17 protein-coding genes are annotated in these 23,570 nt (G+C 36.0%); 3 read left to right on the top strand and 14 right to left on the bottom strand.

The genetic code is table 11. The features are described from left to right. From F5ESL0246_RS02770 to F5ESL0246_RS02745, 6 genes are all read right to left on the bottom strand, one after another. Entirely contained in the window at positions 1-2,016 is a 2,016-nt protein-coding gene (locus F5ESL0246_RS02770; RefSeq protein ID WP_122017994.1) for a hypothetical protein, read from the bottom strand. 238 nt (positions 2,017-2,254) lie between these two features. Further along, on the bottom strand, positions 2,255-3,010 hold the full coding sequence (gene tpiA, locus F5ESL0246_RS02765; protein ID WP_122017993.1) for a triose-phosphate isomerase: 756 nt from the start codon (positions 3,008-3,010) through the stop codon (positions 2,255-2,257). Between the two features lie 22 nt (positions 3,011-3,032). Next, positions 3,033-4,244: a phosphoglycerate kinase gene (gene pgk, locus F5ESL0246_RS02760; RefSeq protein WP_122017992.1), complete on the bottom strand. Its 1,212-nt coding sequence runs from the start codon at positions 4,242-4,244 to the stop codon at positions 3,033-3,035. A 108-nt stretch (positions 4,245-4,352) separates the two neighbouring features. Continuing rightward, on the bottom strand, positions 4,353-5,369 hold the full coding sequence (gene gap, locus F5ESL0246_RS02755) for a type I glyceraldehyde-3-phosphate dehydrogenase (RefSeq protein WP_122017991.1): 1,017 nt from the start codon (positions 5,367-5,369) through the stop codon (positions 4,353-4,355). A gap of 62 nt (positions 5,370-5,431) precedes the next feature. Further along, a complete protein-coding gene (locus tag F5ESL0246_RS02750) occupies positions 5,432-6,463 on the bottom strand; it encodes a sugar-binding transcriptional regulator (RefSeq protein ID WP_122017990.1) in 1,032 nt (343 codons plus the stop codon). A gap of 386 nt (positions 6,464-6,849) precedes the next feature. Next, positions 6,850-8,376: a GW dipeptide domain-containing protein gene (locus tag F5ESL0246_RS02745; protein ID WP_122017989.1), complete on the bottom strand. Its 1,527-nt coding sequence runs from the start codon at positions 8,374-8,376 to the stop codon at positions 6,850-6,852. 165 nt (positions 8,377-8,541) lie between these two features. Here F5ESL0246_RS02745 and F5ESL0246_RS02740 point away from each other — a divergent pair, with 165 nt between their 5' ends. Together F5ESL0246_RS02740 and F5ESL0246_RS02735 are read left to right on the top strand one after the other, a co-directional pair. Continuing rightward, a complete protein-coding gene (locus F5ESL0246_RS02740) occupies positions 8,542-9,984 on the top strand; it encodes an APC family permease (RefSeq protein WP_122017988.1) in 1,443 nt (480 codons plus the stop codon). A gap of 87 nt (positions 9,985-10,071) precedes the next feature. Further along, positions 10,072-10,515, top strand: coding sequence for a Fur family transcriptional regulator (locus tag F5ESL0246_RS02735; RefSeq protein WP_122018173.1), 444 nt, complete (start codon positions 10,072-10,074; stop codon positions 10,513-10,515). Positions 10,516-10,709: 194 nt separating this feature from the next. Here the strand turns inward: F5ESL0246_RS02735 and F5ESL0246_RS02730 are convergent, their stop codons facing one another. Beyond that, positions 10,710-11,840, bottom strand: a complete 1,131-nt coding sequence (locus F5ESL0246_RS02730; protein ID WP_122017987.1) for an SLAP domain-containing protein — start codon at positions 11,838-11,840, stop codon at positions 10,710-10,712. Positions 11,841-12,568: 728 nt separating this feature from the next. Further along, a complete protein-coding gene (locus tag F5ESL0246_RS02725; protein ID WP_369916901.1) occupies positions 12,569-14,266 on the bottom strand; it encodes an SH3-like domain-containing protein in 1,698 nt (565 codons plus the stop codon). 170 nt (positions 14,267-14,436) lie between these two features. Here F5ESL0246_RS02725 and clpP point away from each other — a divergent pair, with 170 nt between their 5' ends. Then, a complete protein-coding gene (clpP, locus tag F5ESL0246_RS02720; protein WP_122017986.1) occupies positions 14,437-15,021 on the top strand; it encodes an ATP-dependent Clp endopeptidase proteolytic subunit ClpP in 585 nt (194 codons plus the stop codon). A gap of 119 nt (positions 15,022-15,140) precedes the next feature. Here the strand turns inward: clpP and whiA are convergent, their stop codons facing one another. The 6 genes from whiA to uvrB form a co-directional block, all read right to left on the bottom strand. Beyond that, positions 15,141-16,076, bottom strand: a complete 936-nt coding sequence (whiA, locus tag F5ESL0246_RS02715; protein WP_122017985.1) for a DNA-binding protein WhiA — start codon at positions 16,074-16,076, stop codon at positions 15,141-15,143. Positions 16,077-16,083: 7 nt separating this feature from the next. Further along, positions 16,084-17,112 (bottom strand): gluconeogenesis factor YvcK family protein, encoded by a 1,029-nt coding sequence (yvcK, locus tag F5ESL0246_RS02710; protein ID WP_122017984.1) that lies wholly within the window; start codon positions 17,110-17,112, stop codon positions 16,084-16,086. A 4-nt stretch (positions 17,113-17,116) separates the two neighbouring features. Continuing rightward, complete coding sequence (rapZ, locus tag F5ESL0246_RS02705; RefSeq protein ID WP_122017983.1) at positions 17,117-17,995, bottom strand: RNase adapter RapZ; 879 nt, start codon at positions 17,993-17,995, stop codon at positions 17,117-17,119. An 88-nt stretch (positions 17,996-18,083) separates the two neighbouring features. Then, positions 18,084-18,626: an HdeD family acid-resistance protein gene (locus tag F5ESL0246_RS02700; protein WP_122017982.1), complete on the bottom strand. Its 543-nt coding sequence runs from the start codon at positions 18,624-18,626 to the stop codon at positions 18,084-18,086. Between the two features lie 56 nt (positions 18,627-18,682). Next, positions 18,683-21,523, bottom strand: coding sequence for an excinuclease ABC subunit UvrA (gene uvrA / locus F5ESL0246_RS02695; RefSeq protein WP_122017981.1), 2,841 nt, complete (start codon positions 21,521-21,523; stop codon positions 18,683-18,685). After that, complete coding sequence (gene uvrB, locus F5ESL0246_RS02690) at positions 21,513-23,555, bottom strand: excinuclease ABC subunit UvrB (RefSeq protein ID WP_122017980.1); 2,043 nt, start codon at positions 23,553-23,555, stop codon at positions 21,513-21,515. Before uvrB ends, uvrA begins: the two co-directional genes overlap by 11 nt. Positions 23,556-23,570: the final 15 nt, after the last annotated feature.

The raw sequence follows: 23,570 nt of genomic DNA, 5'->3' as shown, positions 1-23,570 counted from the left end.
CTAATTCCCATGATTAAGCGTAATTAATAAATTTTTCTCCGCCCAGTGCCACATTAATAAGATAATTAAACCTTCTAATAAAAGATATGTTAAAGCTATTGGCATCAAAGTTAAATACTTTAATTTTATCAAAATACAGGTAACGATTAACAAATCACATCCTAGATTGATAAATAAGAACGAAGTAACAAGTTTGGTATTCGATTTACCAAATACTCGATAAATTGCCATTTTTTGCCGTTGACTTTGCAAGAAAGTTGAACTCACGAATAAAATAATGAAGGATAGTTGGAACAGTGATAAAACTGTTATGATGGTTAACATGATTAATTCATTATTTGCTTTACGATTATAATCATCTAATCGTGCCTGTTTACTACTTATCCCAATCACATATGGAGTTAAACCTAACTGCTTAATTAAAGTTTTAAGCCGTTTAAGTTTAGTGAACTGAATCGTACCCTGTGTGATGGTTGCTGCATAAAAATCATCTGACAATAGCTTATCATTCACAACTACAATTAAGGGATTGGTTGATATTGATGATGAAATTTCATATCCAATAGTATAATTAAAAATTTGTTGATCACTAGCAATCGGAATAACCTGAATTACGGGTGAATAATTTTTTTGATAATAATTCGGTAAAGTATTTTGAAATTTAATAAAGCTTTTTAACTGCTTTTTAGCTTGTTTAACCTGGTCTAAGCGATTGCGAGGGACTAACAATAAAATTTGCTTGTCGCTAGATTTGCGAGGTTGTAAATGGAATTCACTTTGATTAATAAAATTTTGATTGGCAATAATAACATTGCCATTATCAGTGCTCGTAGACCGTTGGGCAGGCTGATAAATTTGCGAATTGTGAGCCAAAATCACGCTTGAGGACTGGACTACCAATCTATGAACCATTCGAGCTACTTTTCTATCTTCAGAGTGGTTTTTAATATGCCATACGAGCATTGGAGAATATGTATTCTTTTTTACACGCCACTTTTCAATAATTTTAACATCGTTCGTGTAAGTTTTATTGCTGTTGTATAACGAAATCGTATTAATTATAATCAAAATTAAAAGTACGGCTTTTAAGATATAACCAATCAATAAAAAAGGTCGTGTATGTTCAGCTCCTTTTATTGCTGCAGATGGGTTGATTAAGGCCAAAACCACATAAGACAAAAGATTTAAAATAAAAAAGGCAAGAAATAATATCACTAAAATCCCACACAAACGCGGTATGAAAAAACTAAAGCTACTACGGGTTAAAGTGCAGAAACTCCAAATAAGTATTCCACCAATAATTAAGCTGAAGGCCAAAACAAGACTTACAGCTTCATCTTTTAAATCCGTAATAATGATTTGATTAGTACTTAAACCATTAATCTTCATAACTGCATAAGCTTTAAAACGATAAACTTTTTCTAGTACCATGACAATAAATAGAATGCCAATGATATTTGCAGTAATAAGTAAATTGGTAGTAGAAAGATCAGCTAAAATTGATAACAGAAAAGACTTGATTGATAAGGGGTTATCAATTATGTGCACTTTCATTCCCAATGTATGCAATTGTGATAAAAGTTGCTTTAATACTGTTGGATTAGCATTAGTACAATATAACCCATATATTTCTTCTAGTTCAAAATCCTTATTCGTCAGTTTTTTAACGGATTTATTTTGATAAAGAGAAAAATTATTAGTCTTTGTTCCCAAATCATAAACAATTTTAGTTTGATGACCATTAAAATTATCAGTTCGTAATTTAACCAGTGATATATGATTATCTTTAGAAAAATGCTTTAAGGTCTTAAAAAAGTTCTTTTTATTGTGCTTTTTATTCCATTTAATAGTATTTTTTTTATCCCAATTTTTAACAACTTTTGAGTCATAGACATCAATGACTGTTTTACTGTTTGGAACTGAATTATTATCTGAGGAACTAATCAATTCAAAAAATAGAACAATTACTATAATTGATATCAGTGAATATAGAAGAATTTTTGTTTTTCGTAACATATATTTAATCCTAGTTTTTACTTCAAGTAAATCATCAATATGGCGTTTTCATTAAATAATAATTTATCATTATAAAGTCTTAGGCTCTACATTAAAAGCAACAATATTATAAAAAATTAAAAAAATAAATAGAGAAGAAGCATTTTTCATCATTTAGTTACTTCATTATTGTCATGTATTTGGATAAACAAAAACAGCTATTGCTTAGCACAATAGCTGTTTTTTTAATCTTTTTAATTTAGTCTTGGTAGTTAACTAAGTCTAAGTAGGAGTCTGGCTTCAAACTAGCCCCACCAACTAAACCACCATCAATATCTGGTTTAGCCATTAATTCTTTCACGTTTCCTGGGTTAACTGAACCACCGTATTGAATGCGAACGTTTTCGGCCGTTTCGTCATCGTATAAATCTTTGACTGTGTCGCGAATTGTTTTACACATTTCTTCAGCTTGTTCGGAAGTAGCAGTCTTACCTGTACCAATTGCCCAGATTGGTTCATAAGCAATAACTAAGCTTGAAACTTGAGCTGCAGTTAAACCATTCAAAGCAGCTTTAATTTGACCAACAACCCATTCTTCTTGCTTGTTAGCTTCACGTTTTTCAAGTGATTCACCACAACAAAGAATTGGCGTAATGTTGTTAGCAAACAACGCTTTGGCCTTTTTGTTAATGTCTTCATCAGTTTCGTGGAAGTAGTCACGACGCTCTGAGTGACCAATAATGCAGTAGTTAATGCCCATTTCCTTTAGAACCTTAGGTGATGTTTCACCAGTAAAGGCACCTTCATTTTCGAAATAGGCATTTTCTGCACCGACCTGTAAGTCAGAACCTTGAGCCGCTTTTTGTAAAGCATCAAGATCAACAGCAGGTGCACAAATTAAAGATTCGACTTTACTTGCTTGGGGCAACTTATCCTTAACTGCAGTAACAAATTCTACCGCTTGGTTAGGATTCATATTTAACTTCCAGTTACCAGCAATAATAGGTGTACGCATTTATATCAACCTCTCTTCTAGTTTATTTGTCTGAAATGCAGGCAATTCCTGGTAATTCCTTACCTTCAAGATACTGTAAGGAAGCACCACCACCAGTTGAAATATGCGTAATCTTAGGAGCAATACCCAATTGCTTTGCAGCAGCTGTTGAATCACCACCACCAATAATGGTTGTTGCATCTGTTAATTCAGCTAATGACTTACCAACTTCAAGAGTACCCTCAGCAAAGTTGGACATTTCAAATGCGCCCATTGGTCCATTCCAAACAACCGTCTTAGCATCTTTCAAGATTTCCTTGAATTTTTCAACAGTCTTAGGACCAATATCGAGTCCCATCATGTTGTCAGGGATATCATCACCAACAACTTCACGCGCTGCATCATTTGAAAACTCAGTTGCAGCAACATTATCAACTGGTAATACAATCTTACCAGCTGCATCTTTTAACAATTGCTTAGCCAAGTCAACCTTGTCAGGTTCAAACAATGACTTACCAATATCATGACCTTGTGCTGCCAAAAATGTGTAAGCCATTCCCCCACCGATTAAAATGTGGTCTGACTTTGGAATCAAGTTGGTAATGACATCAATCTTGTCAGAAACTTTAGCTCCACCTAAAATAGTTACAAATGGGTGAACTGGGTTAGCAACAGCATCACCTAAGAACTTGATTTCCTTTTCCATCAAGTAACCAGCCGCTGCAGGCTTACCAGATTTCTTCATGGCTTCAGCGATACCAACGTTGGAAGCATGACTTCTGTGGGCTGTACCAAAGGCATCGTTTACATACATGTCACCCAATGATGCCCAGTATTCGCCAAGTTTTGGATCGTTCTTACTTTCACGCTTGCCAAAGTCGTTATCAATATCTTGAAAACGAGTATTTTCAAGAACAACAACATCACCATCTTGCATGTTGTTAACTGCATCTTCAACTTTTTGACCTTCATTTTCAGAAACAAAAGTTACAGGCTTTGCGAGTAATTCACTTAAGCGCTCAGCAATTGGCTTAAGTGATAGTTCTTTTTTATCATCATCAGTCTTTACACGACCTAAGTGACTAAGCAAAATAGCCTTACCACCATTTTCGATGATGTATTTAATAGTTGGAAGAGCAGCAACAATTCTGTTGTCATCACCAATCACGCCATCTTTGATTGGTACATTGAAGTCAACACGAACTAAAACCTTTTTATCTTTTACATCAAGGTCGGAAACAATTAATTTAGCCATCTATATCCTCCGATAACTTAATTATTTTATTTTAAGAAAAAAGACGGAAGGAAGAATTTCCCTCCGCCTTCTCTTTTACTACTTAATTAACAGTAATTAATTTACAGATTAAAGAGTAGCAAATTTCAACAAAGTACGAACCATTTGGCATGTGAATGAGTATTCATTGTCGTACCAAGCAACAGTCTTAACTAATTGATTGTCACCAGCAGTGGTTACCATAGTTTGAGTTGGGTCAAAGATTGAACCAGCAGTCATACCAACAATATCACTTGAAACAACTTCGTCATCGTTGTAAGCAAATGAAGGACTTTCATACTTCTTCATTGCTGAGTTAACTTCATCAGCAGTTACTTTCTTGTCAAGAATTGAAACCAATTCAGTTAATGAACCATCAGTAACTGGAACACGTTGTGCGTGACCGTTAACTTTTCCGTTCAATTCTGGAACAACAAGACCAATAGCCTTTGCAGCACCAGTTGAGTGAGGAATAATGTTAACAGCAGCAGCACGGGCAGCACGCTTGTTACCACCACGAACAGGTCCATCCAAAAGCATTTGAGTTGAAGTGTAAGCGTGGATAGTAGTCATTGTAGCTACCTTAATACCAAATTCTTTTTGCAAAGCATCAACCATTGGTGCCAATGAGTTAGTGGTACATGAACCAGCTGAAACAATTGTGTCACTAGCATCTAAAGTGTCATCGTTCACGGCGTAAACGATAGTCTTCAAGTCATTACCAGCAGGTGCTGAAATCAAAACTCTCTTGGCGCCAGCGTCAAGGTGAGCTTGTGACTTAGCCTTGCTTGTGTAGAAACCAGTACATTCAAGAACAAAGTCAACACCATCGTTTTTAACCCATGGAATGTTTTGAGCTTGTGGTTCAGCGTATACATGGTACTTCTTACCATCTACAACGATTGAATCTTCAGTAGCTGAAACTTCATGGTTAAAAGTACCATGAGTTGAGTCATATTTTAATAAGTGTGCTAAAAGTGCAGGGGTAGTTAAGTCGTTAATTGCAACAACTTCAATATCCTTTGTCTTTTCGCCCAAGTCCATAATCCGACGGAATGCTAAACGACCAATACGACCGAAGCCGTTAATACCAATTTTAACTGTCATATTCTAAAGTCCTCCTTAAGAACTATGTAAGAAATGTAAACAACATTTATTTTAAATGAGAATTATTTCTCCTTTAAAATCTTCTTTGAAGCACCCTCATCAGTAATTAACCAGGTTTGATGAGGAGCATTAGGCATATAAGCCTTGATTGCTTTGGCCTTTCGGCTACCACAAGCAAAAGCAAATATGTGGGGTATTTTATTTAGATTCTCAAACTGCAAGCCAACCTGTTGCACGCGGTCGACAATCTTTCCTTCGTTATCGAAAAAACACCCAAAACATTCGGTAACTACTTTTTTCTCGCGTAGTTCAGATAACCGAATTGAATCGTATCCCCTACGCCGTGCCATATCGTGAGCTAAACCAATCCCGTGAATTACAACATCTGTTTTCGAAATATCTTCAAGAACATCCGCAAATGTTGATTCTCTAATTAACGATTTATAAGCTTCTCTTGAAACTTGTTCTGGTAAATACAATGTTTTGTATTTACCACCTGTCTTAGCTGCCATTAACTGAACGATAGTGTTGCTTTGAATAGCAACATTCTCCCCCAAGGCGCCACGACCTGGCACAAACAATAATTGTCGATTTCTACCTAAACTTTTAGACAAATTGCCCGCTGATTTTGCAAGTGCTTCACCACCAAGAACAGTAATAATTGAATGTCCCAATGGTAAAAGCAAATCTAGCGCTGAGCTAAGCTCTTCACCCATTCTTTCGTAAACAAGTTGCTGCAAATCGCTATCACCGGGAACAATAATTGTTCTTTCAATACCAAGCTTACGCGCCAAATCAATTTCAGTTTGTCGAGCATTGAACAACCGATCAACAAGCGGTGCTGCATCTTGCAACATCTTCTTACCCTTTTCTGTCATAAACATGCCGAAACTCTTGATTTCAATTAAACCAAGATCACGAAGATACTCCGTTTCTGTTCGCACATTTCTTTCAGAAAGTCCTAAAGATTGAGCAACACTTCTTCGCCCAATAGGTGCATGAAGCTCTATCTGTTCTAAAACAAGATATCGTTGCCGAAAAACTTTCAACATATCAGGAACGAGGGCCTCAAGCACAGGAATCTCTGCGTTCATTAACCTCTCCTTCTCTGGGACAATTATGACCCTGTATTTGTCATTATTTGTCCCGCTTTGTCTAAAAATATAAGAGAAACATAGATTTATAAGTTCTAAATCTTACATCCCTCAATCGACAACTTTAGTATAGCAACCTCATTTAAATAATTCAAGTAAAACAGAACTTTGTTGGTAATTACTTTTCCCACAAAAAAGAATTTATCTTTAATAATTTTTCTGGTATAATGGTTAAAGTCATTTGGGGTCCTTAGTGTAATGGATCGCACGTAAGATTCCGGTTCTTAAAATCTGAGTTCGACTCTCAGGGGACCCATAGAGAAAAAGCTAAGAGGTGCATCTGCACCTCTTAGCTTTTTATTTTGTACAAAACAAATTATTTTAGCTTATTTAGTTGTACCTACGGTTAATTCTCCGCGTTGAGCAAACTCGACATATAGCTTGTTGCCCGAAACCGACAAACCTTCTATTTCACGTCCTACATTCAAATGATGTGTTTTTTTATAAGTGCCATTACTTGCAACCTTAAAAATATAATCATTAAAGCCAATGTAGAATTGATCATGACTTTGATCAAAAGTAAAGCCCTGAACTGGAGAGCCATTATTAATAAAGTTACCTTTCGTAGCACCAACTTCAACTGGAGTCCACGTATCACCGTTTCGCGTAACTTTCCAATATTCGTAATAATGATTACCACCATTATGGAATAAGCAGTACATCGTATTGTCATCGACAAAAGTTGCATTGTGAATATATCGAGGTGACATTCCGCTCCAGATTCTAAAACTCCAAATTTGGTTAATCTTCATATCGGATTTACGAATTTGCAAGATTTCTTCTGATTCACTTGAATTCTTAGACTTATTGTCATTAGCAAGAACATACAGATAGTTAGCTGATGAACCGATGGCTTGACCATGACCGAGTTTAATGTAAGGACTAACCTTAATCTTAGAAGCATAGTTCTTAAAGGTCGACCACCTTAAATTCTGCAAATTCTGTGCCTGATATTTATTGATATGTCCTAGATCATATGAAACAAGATGGCCAAATTGATCATTACTTGAATTAAAAATTGCAGTAGTGAAATCAGAACCATGAACAGTAATTCCCTCTGGAATTACACCAACAACGCCCATTTTATCGCCAGTTTCACTATTATTAAGACTCACAAAGCGTGGTTCAAATAATTTTGTTCGTAAGGTTAATTCCCCCGCTTTAAAGACGTTTGATTTAGTTTCCGCTCTATAATGATGGGCCGCATTCCAATTTCTCGAAGAGGACTTTGAACTGCCCTTCCAAGTTGAAACTTCCTTGGGACCAGCAACCGGTGTTACATTGGCGTGCGCTATTCCTTCATTTTTATCAGAGCGCACGGTAACATCTACACTAGCTTTAGCTTGACCATAGCTATAATTTACCGTTGTTTTTCCTGGTGTTGCCGAATTAATCGTTTGCTGCGAAATATTAATTTTAGCTGGATTAACGGCGGTTCCGGTCCGATCAGTTACATAATTGACGGCATCGCGAGTATTAAAAGTGTAGTTACTGTTTTGAACCAAACTAACATTTTGAGCAACAGAAATCTGATTACGGGCAAAGAAATTCTGATTAACCCAACCGACAGTGCGCCCATCTACAATAATCTTCCAAAAAGTTCCCTTTTTGGTATTTACTGATTGCTTGGATTGAATTTGAGCAAGCTTAAAATGTTTGGTTGAAGTAAATTTACCGGCTGGACCACTCTTAAAAGCATGATGATATATAGCAAAATTTCCCGTACCAGGAATTTTAGTCACAGCTTTATGATAACTCTTAGCATTTATATACGAATTGTTGCCACTAACAAATAAGCCCATTGCTACTGTCATAAGTGCAATGGAGATTTTCCCTTTAGAAACTTTTTTCATTATTCTCCTACCTTTCATAATTCAATATATAATTTTACACAATTTCTGAGTACAAGCAATATAAACTATTACAAAAAAATTAGCATCATAATAAAACGATAGCATTATAACAACTTTTAGTTTAAAATAAAAAGTTGTTATAAATTTCATTAGGAGTATTAGTTTATGATTGAATCAGAAAATAATTCTAAAAAGATGATGTGGACTACTCTTGCTATCATGGCCTTCTCCACTGTGTGGGGCTTTGGTAATGTGGTTAATGGTTTCATTTATTTTGATGGAACAAAAGTAATCTTCAGTTGGATTCTTATCTTTCTAATGTTCTTCGTACCATATTCATTAATGGTTGGAGAACTGGGAGCTGTATTTAAAGATTCCGAAGGTGGTGTTTCCTCATGGATCAATGCCACGATGGGTCCAAAATGGGCTTATTACACTGGTTGGACTTTTTGGGCTGTTCACGTTGTATACATTTCAAGTAAGGGAACTGGTGGTTTGAGAGCCATGGCCTGGGGGATTTTTGGAAATACACATTGGTATGATAGCTTACCAACTGCGTGGACGCAGCTGGCTACTTTAGTTGTCTTTCTATTTTTCTGCTGGGTTGCAAGTCGCGGTGTTCCGGTAATTAAAACCTTATCGACAATCGCCGGATCATCAATGTTTATCATGTCAATTCTATTTATTATTATGATGTTTGCTGCACCAGCAATTAATCCTCATGCTGGATATATGAGCATTGGCTGGAATTGGAAGAATTTTGTTCCAGACTTTAATGTTAAATATTTTACATCTCTGTCTATTTTAGTATTTGCTGTTGGTGGTTGTGAGAAAATTTCACCTTATGTTAATAAGTTAAAAGACCCATCCAGAAACTTTCCTAAGGCAATGATTGCTTTAGCTGTTATGGTTATGGTGTGTGCAATTTTAGGGACACTTGCAATGGCAATGATGTTTGATCCAAAAGTTGTTAACCAAAACCTTAACGAATACATATCAAACGGCCCTTACATGGCATTTGATAAATTGGGACAATACTACGGTGTAGGTGGCTTGTTCATGTACATCTATTCTTGGTGTAATGTGATCGGCCAATTCTCAACCTTAGTTCTTAGTATTGATGCACCACTAAGAATGTTATTAGGTAGTAAGGAAGCTAAAGACTATATCCCGAAGAAGCTACTTAAAGTTAACAAAAATGGTGCTTATATCAACGGTATTTGGATGATTGTCATCCTGTCAGGTGGGTTAATTGTTTTCCAAGCACTATTACCTAATGCTCAAGCAGTTATGGCCCAATTAATTAAACTTAATTCAATCGTGATGCCAATGCGTTATCTTTGGGTATTTGTTGCTTACATTGCTTTGCGTAAACAAGTTGATAAGTTCCATACTCCGGGCAACTACCAAATGACTAAGCACCAATGGTTAGCCTTTGCAGCTGGAGGTTGGGCTTTTGCAATCAACCTAATTTGTTGTTTACTCGGTGTCTACTCTACTGACCCCTTAACGCTGGGTTTGAATATCGCCACGCCAATTGTTTTATTCCTACTTGGTTTAATTTTACCGGCTATCCGGAACCACCAAGAAGCTAAAGCTAATGGTTAAGTTCAACACCAAATAATTAAACCGCCTAAAGGCGGTTTTTTTCTTGCAATTAATGCTAAACTAATACTAAAAAGGCAGGAGATGAAAATGGTGGAAAGTTCTTTGAAAGAGGCAACCAATTTATTACATCGTCATCACTTAAAAGCTACTAAACCAAGAATAAAAATTTTACACTATCTGATGACCCATCATGATCATCCAACAGCCGCCATGATTTATGACGCCCTCAGTAACGGGCAGCCTACTCACCGAGCAACAGTCTACAATACATTAAATAAACTGGTTACTGCCGGAATTGTGATCGAAATCAGGAACGGTGACGAAGCAATTCACTACGACTATTTTATAAGACCACACTTTCACATTATTTGTACCAAATGTGGTAAAATCGCTGATGTTTTTTATTCAAATTCGAAAAAAATTGAAAATAAAATGCGCCAAGAAGCCGAAAAGCAAACCGGCTTTATACCTTCGGCTAGTCATTTAGAAATTTTGGGAATTTGTCCCGCTTGTCAGAATACTAAACATTAATCACATGATTGTGTTATTCAATATTATTTCCAGAGCAAGGTTAATACAACTAGAATCTTAAGCACACAAAAAACCATAAGTAAATGAAGTTAACCCCCGGAATTGGACAAAGATTCCAATTCGGGGGTTTTCTTATGTCTAAATATTTACTTATGGTTTTTGAATCCTAATATTCTTCTTCAAGGACAATAGAACTAATTAGTCATTACCGGTTTTTTAGGAATCAGAGAATTTATTTCATAAATTGCCTTGTCTTGAGCATCAATTATCTTACTTATTGTATTAGAATTAGCAATACTGCCTCCAATACGTGTCCCATCATCTTGTCCTTTGCCCAATGCATTATCTAAAATATGCCCAAGGTTAATTTGATCTATTGGATCTATTGGATCGAGGTGAGTCACTGCTTGCTTATAAGCGGCTTTGACTGAATGATTAGCTGCAGATTTGAGATTCTTTGAACCTACTGCATTAACAATTGCTTGATCGTATTCTGTTTGCTTTTGCCTAACTTCTTCGAGCGTTGTTGCGTCATTAATAGCACTCTCGAGCTGCTGTAATCGTTCATTAATTTTATTAAGCTCAGCCGTAGTTCGTCCTTTTCTAGCTGCTGCTTTAGCAAACTCCATTATTTTTTGATTTTGACTTTTAGCAGCATTTTTAGCATCATTAAGTGACTCTCCAGGTGCTGGAATGTAGTTTGAACCAGAACCACCATTAATAATGTTGGTGGTGCTACTTGGTGTTTGAGCACTGGTGTTAGCTGATGGTGCAGTTGGGGCTGTTGGAGTTGCTGGATTAGTTGGAGTGATATCATCAACTGGTGCCTGCTTTACAGCAAGAGCCTTAGCAGGAATGTATCCGCGCTTTATAGCGTAAAACTTCTTACCATGAATGGTAATGGCTTTACCAAAAATTCTAACCTTCTTGCCCTTTGCCAACTTGCTACCCTTAATAGCTTTACCATTTCTGGTATAAAGAGAAGTACTCTTAGCTAATTTGCGTACTTTACCATCAACGTTAGCTGCCTTAATATATTGACCTTTGCCAATTTCATAGTAAGTTACGCCCTTAATGGTCTTTTTACCATAAGTAGTAACTCTACTGCCGGCTCTAACGATTGCGCTTGTCTTAACAGCTTTCTTGCCAACTTTCTTGTAAACAGCAGAATTTACACCAACCACTTTATTCTTAGCTGCCTTAGCGCTAACAGTTGTTGCACTCATTGCATTTTCTTGGCCGCTTACTCCAGCAAAGCCAATTGATAATAATGCCGCTCCAGCGACTGAAACAATCATTTTCTTATTGAAATTACTTTTACTCATCTTTTCAAACCTTTCAATTAAAATTCGAAACAATCTACAACTAAATCACCCAAAACTAATAGCTTGTATAATAATAATTATTATCTTAACTAATGGGTCTCATCAAACTCAAAATTTCTCCTATTGCTTTTTACCACCTTAGTTTTTCAAGCACTGTTATTATTAGACAAATGACCAGTAGCAGTGAATACACAGCTTTCCCACGCCTTTTAATTTTGATCTCGATTAATTAACACCAAATAAGAATTTAACCGTAATATCAAAATCAATTTGTACTAATTGCTAATATGTAAGCTTAAAAGTACAGTGTAAAGCGTTATCTTTATGTTATGACTATTCGTTGAGTATTTAAAGATAATATATAGTAAAATAAAAAAAAAAAAAAAGCAATATATTACATTAAAGAGATAATCTTAAGAATTATATTTTATAAGATTTGAGATAATTTAAATTTGGTTCATGTTAATAGTTTAACGATTTTTCTGCTTTTTATAATTCAATAATTAATAAATAGTTATTATAAAATTTGTCTTTTATAAATTCTTTGACGCTTATTTTTTAAGCTAGTCACAATTTCTTTACAGAATTAAAATTAAATAATTGAAGTTACTCAATTATTACTAAGAGGCAAATTTCATGATAACCAACTTTCATTTATTTAATTTATTCATAAACAAAAAGCTTAATACCGGTTAGACATCGGCATTAAGCTCTTAGTAATATTTAGTTTAATTAATGTTCATGCTTACTAGTAGTTCTGCTCTTTGTGCTAAGTTAACATAAAGTTTATCACCACTAACAGACATTCCTTCAATTTCGCGACCAGTATCAAAGGTATAGGTTTGTTTTAATTCCCCATTACGCGCAATCTTAAAGATCAAATCATTAAATGCTAAGTAGAAGTTCTGATTCTTGGTATCATAAGTTAAGCCTTGGCAAGGAGAATTATTACTTACAAAGCTACCATCAGTTTTACCAACTAATTTTGGATACCAGTTGTCACCTTTACGGGTTAGTTCCCAGAATTCGTAGCGATTATTCTTGGTATCACGATATACCGTGTACATCTCATTATCCGAAACAATTACCCCATTATGGAAGTATCTTGGAGTATTTTCATCACCTACCCAAGTTTTAATAGTCCAAATTTTATTAATTTGTAAATCACTTTTACGAATTTGGATTAATTCTTCTGAGTCAGTACTTTCACGTAAAGTATTATCATTGTTTAAAACATAAATGTACTTATCACTTGAGCCCATAGCTTGTCCATGACCAATTGGAACATATGGACTAACCTTGATATGTTTTACATAGTTATTAAAGTCTTTTTGAGACATATCCAGCAGGTGTTGTGCGTTATATGGATCTTTCAAATTATTTAAATCATAACCAACAATGTGACCTGAAGTTAAATTGGTATGACTTAATAAACTAGTGTATGCCCAACCTTGCGAAACAGTCACTCCTTCAGGTATATGACCAACACGGTTAATATTGTCATCCGTTGGGTCTTTAACGCTTAATAAAACTGGTTGATAAAACCGCGTTCTCAAAGTCAAGTCACCACTCTTAATTTCATGCGGTGTGGTCTCTGGGCTATATTCATTTGGATTAATGTAGTTAATAGAGGAACCGTAGTGCGTCTTCCAAGCCTGATAATCGCTAGTTCCTTTTTGAGCAGGGAACGAATTTACTTCATTAGAATCAGCAATTCCCTCAGTGGTACTTTTTCTAATGGTAACTTTAACAATAGCGGTTGTATTACCGTAAGTATACTTAACTTTATAAGTTTTGGGCTTAGAACAAGTGATGCTATCACGGGATACTTGAACCTGATCATTATCAATTACTGTTCCCCATTTATTAGTTACATACGAAATTGCATCCTTGGGGAAGAAACTATAAAGTTCATTCCTAACCAAACTAACTGTCTTAGGTACGGCAATTTGGTTTCTTGCAAAAAACTTTTCATTAACATAACCAACTTGACGGCCATTAACATAGATTCTCCAGTACCGATTATTTTTCGTTTCGATCAATTGGTCAGACTGAATGTGACTATAGCGAAAATTAATTCCGTCAGCTACTTTTTTGCTGACCTTACCATCAGATATTTCCTGCCAAACTTTATAATTTTTATTACCAGCCACCTTGGTCATCATTGAATAGCCAGTAACCATTTGCTTAGCCTGCTTTTGTTTTTTTATAGTAGTAGGATTAGTATCGTTACTCTTACCATTATCAACAGTTCCATCATCATCATCCATTGGCTCTTTTGTGGAATTATTGGCACTATTAGTCTGTGGTGCTTGCGGTGAATTTGTCGTATCAGCTAGAACAGGATTAGCGGATACATGAGCTGTAAACGCTAAACTACCAAGTAACATCATCGAGAATGTTGCTATTTTATTAGAAAGCTTCAAAATATTTCCTCCAAAAATTAAATTCATTCTCTAAGTATATAACAATAGTGTCGTGATATATAATACAAATTTGATACACTTTCATTGACAGCAATCAATGTAAGTGATTTAATTAGCACTGTACTTTTTAGAGTGCTAAAAATTTGAACTTAAATTTAGGAGGTTAAAAAATGCTCGTACCTACAGTTATTGAACAAACTGCTCGCGGTGAACGTTCATACGACATTTACTCACGTTTGTTGAAGGATCGAATTATCATGCTCAGCGGTGAAATCAACGATGACTTGGCTAATTCAATTATTGCGCAATTATTATTTCTTGATGCTCAAGATAACACCAAGGACATCTCCCTTTATATTAATTCTCCTGGTGGTGTCATTACTTCTGGTTTAGCAATCATGGATACAATGAACTTTATTAAATCAGATGTTTCTACAATTGCGATTGGAATGGCTGCATCAATGGCCTCAATTCTTTTAACCAGTGGGACTAAAGGTAAACGGTTTGCATTACCAAATTCTACTGTTTTAATTCATCAACCTTTAGGTGGTGCTCAAGGTCAGCAAACTGATATTCAAATTGCTGCCAATGAAATTTTGAAGAGTCGTGAAAAGATCAATAAGATTTTACACGAAACCACTGGACAGCCACTTGAAAAGATTCAAAAAGACACTGAACGTGACAATTACTTAACAGCTGAAGAAGCAAAGGATTATGGCTTAATTGATGAAATTATGGCCAATCAAAAGAAATAGTTACACTAACTAAATGAAAGACTTATTAACACAATGCAAAATTTGTGTGGGGACTTTTTACAACACAGTAAAAGAGCTAACATCTTCGTTTGTAAAACGAGGGTTGCTAGCTCTTTATTTTATTCATTTAAATTTTGTGCCAACTCATGTAACTTTTTAAATCGGTGATTGGCACCAGATTTAGAAATAGGACCATCTGGAACTTGCGCAGCTATTTCCTTTAAAGACAATTCCGGATTGGCAAGCCTTAATCGTGCAATTCCCTGTAATTTTTCGGGAATATTTTCTAAGCCAACTTTGCGTTCCAGAAATTCTATATCTTCAACCTGTTTAGCCGCAGCTGTTGCAGTTTTTTTCAAGTTGGCAGTATCACAGTTAACCAATCGATTAACTGAATTACGCATATCACGCATAATTCGCAAATCTTCAAATGCCAACATAGCATTAAACGCCCCAATAATATGAAGAAAATCACCGATTTTTTGTGCTTCTTTCAAATACACAATATAGCCACGGCGTCTCTTAGTAGTTTTAGCATTTAATTGAAAATACCGATTCATTAAATCCAACAAATCATTATTATGATCCTGATAAGCAGAATAAATTTCTAAATGATAGCGACTCGTTTCTGGATTATTGACGCTGCCACTAGCCAAAAATGCTCCACGCAAATAAGACATTGCCCCTTCTCGCGAAGAACAAATACGTTTTGGAATCCGCGTAATCAAACCATTATTAGAAGTTAAAATTTCTAAATTAGTCAAAATTTCCTTAACATGATTTTGTAATCTAACTAAATATTGATTATTTTTCTTCAGTTTCATTCGGCGAGATACAATTAACAACGGTTCTACATGATAGGCCGTCTTAATTAACAAAAAAATCCGTCTAGCAATCGCTGGATTTTCAGTTGTTATATCAAGACTAAACTGATGATCATGAAAATTCAAAACACCATTCATACGCAAAAAAGCTGCCAACTCAGCTTTGGCATGTTCAGGATGAATTGTTAGCGAAGTCAATTCTTTTTTTACTTGGCTTGCATAACTTGACATTAATCATCTATTCCTTTCTGCGTGACATTGCCGCAAACGCTCGATTAATAATTTCCTTAGCTACTTTTTGACCATCATGAAAAACTAAACCACTATGCTGATCAATAAAGTCATCAGTTATTACCCGACATCCTTGCAAACGTAAGCCAGTAAAATCATTTTTAACAGGTTCAATATAAGCATCATAATCATTGGGATCAAATTTCGACATATCAATTTCAGCACCATTAACTAAAGTAGTGTCAATATAATGCCCCCCTAAATGATTGTTAATTACAGCTACATGGTCACAATCTGAGAAGTGATCCGTTTCACCTAATTGCGTCATAATATTGCAAATATAAATAACCTCGGCCTTTGTTTGACGCACAGCTTGACCTAAATTAGGAATCATCAAATTAGGTAAAATTGAAGTAAATAAGCTACCTGGTCCCAAGACAACAGCATCAGCTTGCATAATTGAATTTAAAACAGGCTCAACTGCTTCTGGTTCTTCTTTCGAATTTGAATTCGTTACCCAAACTCGTTTAATCCGCTTATCCATGTTAGTAATTTCTTTTTCGCCAGCTTGAATTGAACCATCAACAAATTCGGCATTTAGCGTCAAGGGTTCATTAGAAGCTGGAAAAACGTGCCCGTCCACTCGCATCATTCGAGATAATGATTGAACCGCATCAAAAATATTACCATACATTTCATTTAAGGCGGCAATTATTAAATTACCAATCGCATGACCGGAGAAGAAAGAATCAGACGAATCAAACCGATATTGGAAAATATTTTTTTCTTCCTGTGATAGTTCACTCAAAGACACAAGAACATTTCGAATATCGCCAGGTGGCACAACATTGATAAAATTTCGAATTGACCCCGATGATCCTCCATCATCTGAGACGGTCACAATTGCCGTAATTTCGGCATCTTGATCTTTTAATGCATTTAAAACAACCGGTAACCCTGTTCCACCACCAATCACAACAATTTTAGGTCTACGACTTTTAGTTACTCGTATAATTTTTGAACCTTCATACGCCATTTTCTCACCTTTTTCTAGTGTAGCGACTAATTTCACGATGTGTAATATCAACAGTGTAATTTTTAGCCAAATCATGAGCAAGCTGCTGCGCAATTGCTACACTGCGATGCTGACCACCAGTACAACCAATCGCTATTGTTAAGCGGCTCTTACCTTCTTTTAGATAGCCTGGCAAAGTGCTCTGAATTAAATCCAGAAATTTATGATAAAAGTTTTGCGTTTCGGATTTATTCATCACATAATCAAAGACTCTCTTGTCAAGTCCGGTAAATGGTCTGAGCTCTTGAATATAATATGGATTAGGCAAAAAACGGACATCCATTACAATATCGGCATCAACTGGCATTTTGTATTTAAAACCAAATGACATTATCTCAATTGAAAATGACTGTTGCTGATTTTCACCAAACTTAGTAGTTAATTTTTGTTTTAACTCTTTAGGAGTCAAATCACTAGTATTAATTATATAATTTGCCTGATTCTTTATCTCACTTAAAATTCGTCGTTCTTCAATTATACTATCAAGCAGTCGACCATTTCTCGCTAAAGGTGGCAATCGTCTTGTTTCTTTGTAACGGGCAACCAATTCATCATTAGATGCTTCCAAAAACACAATGGTTGTCAGTGCTTGGCCGTTGTCTTCAAGTGAATTAACTTCATTAATTAAATCTTTATAAAAATTTTTAATACGTAAATCAACGACAACAGCAACTTTAGTAAAGGTATCCGAGTCGACAATTAATTCCCAAAAACTTGGTAATAGTGTTGGTGGCAAATTATCAACAACAAAATAATTCATATCTTCTAATGCATGTGCCGCAACGGTTTTGCCAGCTCCACTCATGCCAGTTAAAATCAACAATTGTTTTTTACTTGCAACCATTTTGCTAGCCTCCTATATCAAATTATATCATACCAGTTATTTCTTAATTTTTTAGTGCAAAAAAAAAAGTTCTTAACGAACTTAATTATTATCTATTGGCAAAAGCTGCAATAATTTCGCCAATTCCAAATATAAATAACCAAAATGAAACTAACCAAATTAATGTTAGAGCTGATAATGCAGGATTAAACATCAATCCTATCGCAATTAATAATCCAAAAATATTTAAAATAAAGTTAATCCAAAAATAGAATCCAGATGCTGCTCGCATATTCCATGACAGAATAATGCCAGAAATAGAATCAAACAAAAACCAAAAAGCAAACAAGTATGCAATAGTTAACCCCGCTGCATCATAAGAATACAAGAATAAAAGTCCGATTGCGATATCTAAAATTCCGGAAATAATTGCCAACCAGCTGAAAGAAATAAAATAGTGCAAGCGATTATATACAGCTAACCAAACAAGTCCTTGCACAATTGACAAAATCGCAAATAATAAAACAAAGGCATGTAAAGCCTTTCCAGGATGAGCGATCAAGAAGACACCAGCCACAATCATTAAGATGCCAGCTATACAAGCTGCCCAATTAAAACCACGATTTCCCCTATAACTAGAAAAATTATCCATCTTCTTACCTCCTTTCGGCTATTTTACACTTTATCTAAAGTAAATACTAACAAATACTATTTATTTGCTTTTTTAGTTAGCATTGTATCACGTTCCAGAACCGGCTTTAGGTATTGTCCGGTATAGCTTTTCTTTATTCCCGCTAATTTTTCCGGTGTCCCAGTCGCGACAACCTGGCCACCACCTTCTCCACCTTCAGGTCCTAAATCAATTAGCCAATCAGCGCATTTAATCACATCAAGATTGTGTTCAATAATTAAAACTGTATTCCCTTGATCAACAAGCCTTTGTAAAACATCAAGCAATCGTTTGATATCATCCGTATGAAGACCGGTTGTTGGCTCATCTAAAATATAGAAATTTTTGCCAGTAGAAAGTTTTTGTAATTCAGCTGCCAATTTCATTCTTTGAGCTTCACCGCCGGACAATGTTGTTGCTGATTGTCCTAATTTAACATAACCCAATCCAACATCAACAATTGTTTGCAACTTACGGGCAATTTTAGGAATATTTTTAAAAAAGTCGCACGCATCGCTTATTGTCATATCAAGAACTTGTGCAATATTTTTCTTGCGATAGGTTACCTCAAGTGTTTCCGAATTGTATCGATTACCATGACAAACTTCACAGGGAACATAAACATCTGGCAAAAAGTTCATCTCAATTTTGATGATTCCATCACCATGACAAGCCTCACAGCGCCCGCCCTTAACGTTAAACGAAAACCTTGCTTTTGTGTAGCCACGAAGTTTAGCCTCATTTGTTTGTGCAAATAAAGTTCTTATGTCATCAAAAACACTAGTATAAGTTGCAGGATTGCTTCTAGGTGTTCGTCCTATTGGGCTTTGATCAATATCAATAATTTTTTCAATATTCTGATAGCCTGTAATTTTCTGGTATTTTCCTGGTTTTGTTTGATTTCGATTTAATTTTTGCGCTAATGCTCGTTTCAAAATCATATTAACTAATGTTGACTTACCCGAACCCGAAACACCAGTTACCACAACAAATTTGCCCAATGGAAATTCAACTTTTAAGTTCTTGAGGTTATTTTCCTGCGCACCAGTAATTGTAATCTTTTTACCTGTACCATGGCGACGCTTTAATGGCACGGGAACAAATTTTTTACCAGTTAAGTACTGTCCAGTAAGAGAATTAGGATTATTTTCTACTTCTACTGGTGTACCTGCTGCCATTACTTCGCCACCAAAGCTTCCTGCACCCGGTCCCATATCAATTAAATAATCTGCCTGCCGCATAGTTTCTTCATCATGCTCAACTACGATTAATGAGTTACCCAAATCTCGCATTCGTTTTAACGCAGCGATTAAGCGGTCATTATCTCGTTGATGCAAGCCGATTGAAGGTTCATCGAGAACATACATTACTCCAGATAAATTAGATCCTATCTGTGTTGCCAAACGTATTCTTTGTGCTTCACCACCAGAAAGGGTATTTGCCGATCTAGACAAAGTTAAGTAGTCTAGACCCACACTGTTTAAGAAGGTTAGCCGATCTCGCACCTCTTTTAAGATTGGCTTTGCAATAACTGCCTCTTGCTTATCTAATTTAATTTCATTGAAAAAGTCAAGTGCCTTATTAATTGCCAATTCTGACGCTTGCGCAATATCCTTTCCCATGACTTTAACTGCTAGTGCCTTTTGATTGAGGCGCTTACCGTGACACGTTGCACAAGTTAATTCTGTCATATATTTTGCCATTACATCACGCATAAATTTTGACATTGGGTGACGATAGCGACGTTCAACGTTTTCCATCACTCCTTCAAACGCAGCAGTTGTGTCATTAAGACCAAAATCACCTGTTACATGAAACTTGATCTTTCTTTTCGAACCATGAAGAATTGTTTCTTGCTGTTTTTTAGTTAACTTTTTATATGGTTTATCCAACGGGATTTTTAATGCAGCACAAGCTTGCTCTAACATTTGTGAGTAATACTTAGAATTTTTCCACGGTGCAATGGCACCTTCTGCTAGTGTTTTATCCGGATCAGGAATAACCAAGTCTTTATCTACTGATAATTTGACACCTAAACCGTCACATTCGGGACAAGCTCCAAATGGTGCATTAAACGAAAAGAGTCGCGGCTCCATTTCTCCTACTGTAAAGCCACAAATTGGGCATGCATAATACTCCGAAAAATTAAGTGTTTCTCCACCAATAACATCTACGTTCATATACCCATCAGAAAGGCGTAACGCTGCTTCAACAGAATCAAATAGCCGAGAACGAATTCCGTCCTTAACCACCAGTCGATCCACCACAATATCAATTGTATGACGAGCATTCTTGGCTAAGTCAAACTCCTCATCAATTTCATGCATCTCACCATCAACAATCACACGCACATATCCTGCACGCTGTACTCTCTTGAATACTTCCCTATGGGCTCCTCTTTTTGCCCTAATAACAGGAGCTAAGAGCTGAATGCGACTTTTTTGCGGCAATGTCAATATCCGATCAACCATTTGTTCAACAGACTGTCGTTCAATCAATGTACCGTCATTAGGACAAACTGGATGACCCACACGTGCCCATAATAAACGTAAATAATCATTGATTTCCGTCACTGTTCCAACAGTTGATCGTGGATTATGCGAAGTTGTTTTTTGATCAATCGAAATTGCCGGATTTAACCCATCAATTGAATCAATGTCAGGCTTATCCATTTGTCCCAAAAACTGGCGCGCATAGCTTGAAAGGGATTGAACATAACGTCTACGTCCCTCGGCGTATAATGTATCGAACGCTAACGAACTTTTACCCGAACCTGATAAGCCGGTAATAACTACAAGCTTATCTTTTGGAATTGCGAGGTTAATATCTTTTAAATTGTGCTCACGTGCACCTCGAATTACAATTTGATTATTTGCCATTTATTGCTTTTCCCTTTTTTGTAATTGGTTTTCTAGTTGAACTTTCCAGTTCCATAATCGCATCCCGTAAAGTAGCCGCACCCTCAAAATCAAGTTTCTTAGCCGCTTCTTGCATTTGTTTACGAAGATCCTTAATCATTGTCTGCTTTTGTTTAGTAGTCAATTCATTGAAGTTCAGATCAGCAAAACTATCACTTTTGGTTGTCTCTTCGGTAGGCTTAGTTGCTGAAATCACTTCTCGGATTGGCTTAACAATTGTTTTTGGAACCATCTGATGCTCTTGATTAAACTCAATTTGAAGTTTCCGCCTTCTTTGAGTAGCTTCAATAGCCTGACGCATAGAATCCGTGATCGTATCAGCATACATAATAACTTCACCGTTAGAATTTCTCGACGCCCGTCCCATGGTCTGTACTAAGGGGCGATAAGCTCGCAAAAAGCCTTCTTTATCGGCATCAAGAATAGCAACTAGTGATACTTCAGGTACATCAATACCTTCACGTAATAAGTTAATTCCAATCAACACGTCATACTTGCCTAAGCGCAGATCTCGCAAAATTTGCATTCTTTCCAATGTTTTAACATCAGAGTGTAAATACTGAACTTTAATCCCTAAATCTTTTAAGTAATCTGTTAAATCTTCTGCCATTTTTTTGGTTAAGGTTGTAACAAAAACGCGTTCATTATGCTCGATTCGCTTATTTATTTCAGCAACTAAGTCATCGATCTGGCCCTCAACTGGCTTAACTTCAATCTTAGGATCTAGTAGACCAGTTGGCCGTATAATTTGCTCAACTTTATGATCGGTACGTTCAAGTTCGTAGTCGCCGGGAGTAGCTGACACATAGAGAATTTGATTAACGTGTTTTTCAAATTCGGCTAATTTTAATGGCCGATTATCAAGAGCAGATGGTAAACGAAAACCATAGTCGATTAAAGTCTTCTTTCGATTGCGATCTCCATTATACATTGCCCTGATTTCAGGCATTGTCGCATGAGATTCATCAATTAAAATCAAAAAATCATCTGGAAAAAAGTCTAGCAAGGTATACGGGGGTTCTCCCTCTTTACGTCCCTCCATATGGCGAGAATAATTTTCAATTCCATTAGTATATCCAACTTCGCCCATCATTTCGATATCATAAGTCGTACGTTGTTTAATTCGTTGTGCTTCAAGCAGTTTGCCTTGTCCTTCAAAATCTTTTACTTGTAAGTCCATTTCTTGTGAAATTGCTTGAAGTGCTCGTTTTAGCTGCTCTTCATTTGTCATAAAATGTGTAGCAGGAAACAGTGAAATGCTTTTTCGCTCACCAATAATTTCACCCGTTAACGAGTCAATTTCGACAATACGATCAATTTCATCACCAAAAAATTCAATTCGATATGCATGGTTTGAGTTGCCAGCAGGGAAAACTTCAACAACATCCCCACGTACTCGAAAGCGACCACGCTGAAAATCAATATCGTTACGGTCATACTGAATATTAACTAAATCACGCAACAAGGTATTTCTACCGTAATCATCTCCCTCATGAACGGTAATTACACTTGCAGCATATTCATGCGGATCTCCCAAGCCGTAAATACATGAAACAGAAGCTACCACAATGACATCATTTCGTTCCATTAAATCACTTGTGGCTTGATGGCGCAGTTGATCGATTTCATCGTTAATTGCCGAATCTTTCTCAATGTATGTATCAGACTGAGGTACATATGCTTCTGGTTGATAATAATCATAATAAGAAACGAAGTAGTCAACTGCATTATGCGGGAAAAATTCCTTAAATTCACCATAAAGTTGCCCAACTAAAGTCTTATTATGTGAAATAACTAATGTTGGCTTATTTAATTGCGCAATGATATTCGCCATGGTAAAAGTTTTCCCTGTTCCCGTTGCGCCTTCAAGAATCTGTTCTTTATATCCCTTTTTAAAACCAGTTGTCAGTTTAGTAATTGCTTGCCCTTGATCACCAGCCGGCTTAAACTTCGATACAAGTTCAAATTGACGTTTTTCTTGTCGTTTAATCATAGAAAGGCTCCTTGT

Origin of the sequence: Lactobacillus sp. ESL0246, assembly GCF_003692965.1 — a bacterium.
Taxonomy (GTDB): Bacteria; Bacillota; Bacilli; order Lactobacillales; family Lactobacillaceae; genus Lactobacillus.
The sequence above is the reverse complement of the archived record's forward strand: the minus strand, read 5'-3'. Positions and strand labels throughout refer to the sequence as shown.